Here is a 2,945-nt window from a genome sequence, read left to right on the forward strand (position 1 = left end):
GTAGGAGCAGCCGGTCGACGCTCGATTGCTCGCGAAAAACGTTAACGATAACGCGGAAATTCTGAATGAACGCGGCGTCCTGAAGTTTTTCGCGAGCAAGCTCGCTCCTACAAATGCCTTAACTGACCGGTGTTATGGCGAGCCCCAGTCGCGGCGTGCGGCAATTGCACAAACGTTCTAGCCGTAACCTGGGCTGCCGGCGTTAAATGCATGGGTAATCCGTCCCACAGGTGCAGCATGACCACTCACAACTGGATCGACCTGAGCCAGGATGCCGACACCGGCATCGAGACCCTGCGCGCGCATTTCGAGGGTCACGCGTACGATCCACACTGGCATGACAGCTATCTGGTGGGCGTTACCGAGCAAGGTGTGCAGCAATTCAATTGTCGGCGGGCCAGACACCAGAGCACGCCGGGCAAGGTGTTTTTGCTGGAGCCGGGCGATATTCACGATGGTGAGGCGCCCACCGCAGACGGTTTTACCTACCGCATGCTTTACCTCGACCCGCAGTGGTTACGACGCGAACTCAGCGCGATGTTCGCCAATGCTCCAGACAATCATGAATTGAGCTTCGCCAGCACGCTGGCCAGCGACACTCGTCTGGCCCAGGCCACCAATGTTGCGTTCGAGACCCTGCATCGCGGTGAACTGAAAATTGTCCGCCAGACTGCCCTGGACGGTTTGCTCGAACGCCTTACCAGCCATTTGCACTGGCGAGCACGTTATGGTGAAGATCCGCGCCTTCCACGGGTGGCGCAACGAGCCCGGGAATACCTGCACGCCAATGCGCAATACGACATCGGCCTCGATCAACTGGCCGCTGCCACCGGCGTCGACCGCTTTCGCCTGACCCGCGCTTTCAAGGCCGCCTACGGCATGGCACCTCACGCCTATCTGGTGCAATTGCGCTTGGCCACCGCTCGCCGAATGCTGGCCCAGGGCGAGCAACCGGCAGCGGTGGCCATGGCGTTGGGCTTCTCCGACCAGAGCCATCTCGGTCGCTGGTTCGTACGCGCCTACGGGCTGACACCGGCGCTGTACCGCAAGCGCTGCTCAAATCTTCCAGACAGGTAGGTACGCTGCTTGTGAAGATCATTCCACTGATCTTCACCGGAGTTTGCCTGAGATGCTGTCTTCATTCCCGACGTTATTGCCTTTTGCGCTGTTTGCCTTCGTCGCCTCGATCACCCCCGGCCCGACCAACCTTCTGGTGTTGAGCAACAGCGCGCGATTCGGTTTCGCCGCCGCAGTCCCGATCATCCTTGGCGCCTGTGCCAGCGCGGCAATGCTGGTGTTGTTGGTGGGCACCGGTGCGGGTTCTTCGTTGACCACATGGCCCATGCTGCAAGTGCTCATGCAATGGCTCGGCGTGGCGTGGCTGAGTTATTTGGCGTGGCAGATTTTCCGTGCCCCCGCCCAAGCCATTTCCACGGAGCAAACAGCCAGGCGACTCGGTTTGCTCGGGGCAGCCGGCCTGCAATGGATCAACCCGAAAACCTGGATGATGGCGCTGGCGGTCGTCAGCGTGTTCGCGGGGGCCGGTGAGCAACGGCTTGTCCATGTGATGTACCTGTCCGTGGTGTTTTTCCTGATTTCCCTACCGTGCCTCGGTGCCTGGGCATTGCTTGGAGCCGGCTCCGGCCGCTGGTTGCAGTCACCGCGTTCGATGCAGCGTTTCAATCGTTGCATGGGCCTGTTGTTGCTGGGTTCGGCGTGGTTGAGCGTATTGGCCTGATTTCCTTCTGTCGGTTTTTATCGCGCTCTGATACATCGAGCACTTGACGGCGGATTCGTTTCTGGTGTCTTCTGAAACCGGTTTCAGCGCTAGACGCTCAGCCTTATAAATCCAATAAGAAGGTTTCAGACCGTGAACGATTTTTCCGCCGCCCAGCGCAGCCGCGTGACCATGCTCGACGTGGCCGAACACGCCAAGGTGTCCAAGGCCAGCGTCTCGCGGTTCATCGGCGAAGATCGCGCCCTGCTCTCCGACGCTATCGCCCAGCGCATCGAACAATCCATCGCCGAACTGGGCTATCGCCCCAACCAGATGGCCCGTGGCCTGAAACGCGGGCGCACCCGCCTGATCGGCATGCTGGTGGCCGACATCCGCAACCCCTATTCAATCGCCGTGATGCACGGGGTGGAAACCGCCTGCCGCCAACATGGCTACAGCCTGGTGGTGTGCAACACCGACCGCGACGACGAGCAGGAGCGCCAGCACCTGGCCCTGCTGCGCTCCTACAACATCGAAGGCCTGATCGTGAACACCCTCGGCCATCACCGCGATGAGCTGCACGAGCTGCACGGGGAAATGCCCCTGGTGCTGGTGGACCGCAAGGTCGAGCACCTGGAAAGCGATCTGGTCGGGCTGGATAACCCGGCAGCGGTCGAGATGGCCCTCGCCCACCTTGAAGAACGCGGCTACCGCGACGTGCTGCTGGTGACTGAACCCTTTGACGGCACCAGTTCGCGGATCGAGCGGGTTAGCAGTTTCAAGGCACAGATTGCACAGCGCCCGGCTCTTCGCGGCAGCTTGATCGAAACCGGTAGCGAACTGACCGCGAACCTCAAAACCTTCCTCGACACCACAGGCTTAGGCCCCAAAGCGTTGTTTTGCGCCAACGGGATTGCGGCACTGGCCAGCACCCATGCGTTGCGGGAACTTCAGTGCAACCTGTTCGAAGACGTGGGCCTGATTGCCCTCGATGATCTGGATTGGTATCCGCTGGTGGGCAGCGGCATCACCGCCCTCGCCCAGCCAACCACCGAGATTGGCGCCAGTGCGTTTGAGTGTTTGCTCAAGCGGCTGCGGGGGGATGACAGTCCGATGCGGACGCTGGATTTTTCAGCGCGGTTGGTTGTGCGGGGGTCTACCCGTGGGGATTTGCTTTGAATGTTATGGCCCTATCGCCAGCAGGCTGGCTCCCACATTGGATCTAGGT

At 60.6% G+C, this 2,945-nt stretch carries 3 protein-coding genes; all 3 read left to right on the forward strand.

Features of this window, described 5'->3' with window-relative positions; translation table 11 throughout:
• Nucleotides 1-237 precede the first annotated feature (237 nt).
• The 3 genes from ACRESJ_RS09480 to ACRESJ_RS09490 all read left to right on the forward strand — a co-directional run bounded on the left by ACRESJ_RS09480 (nt 238) and on the right by ACRESJ_RS09490 (nt 2,896).
• Entirely contained in the window at nt 238-1,077 is an 840-nt protein-coding gene (locus tag ACRESJ_RS09480) for an AraC family ligand binding domain-containing protein (RefSeq protein WP_431757679.1), read from the forward strand.
• A 52-nt stretch (nt 1,078-1,129) separates the two neighbouring features.
• Nucleotides 1,130-1,738 (forward strand): LysE family translocator, encoded by a 609-nt coding sequence (locus ACRESJ_RS09485; RefSeq protein WP_431757680.1) that lies wholly within the window; start codon nt 1,130-1,132, stop codon nt 1,736-1,738.
• A gap of 132 nt (nt 1,739-1,870) precedes the next feature.
• Nucleotides 1,871-2,896 (forward strand): LacI family DNA-binding transcriptional regulator, encoded by a 1,026-nt coding sequence (locus ACRESJ_RS09490; RefSeq protein WP_431757681.1) that lies wholly within the window; start codon nt 1,871-1,873, stop codon nt 2,894-2,896.
• Nucleotides 2,897-2,945: the final 49 nt, after the last annotated feature.

Source organism: Pseudomonas sp., assembly GCF_050739655.1.
Taxonomy (GTDB): Bacteria; Pseudomonadota; Gammaproteobacteria; order Pseudomonadales; family Pseudomonadaceae; genus Aquipseudomonas.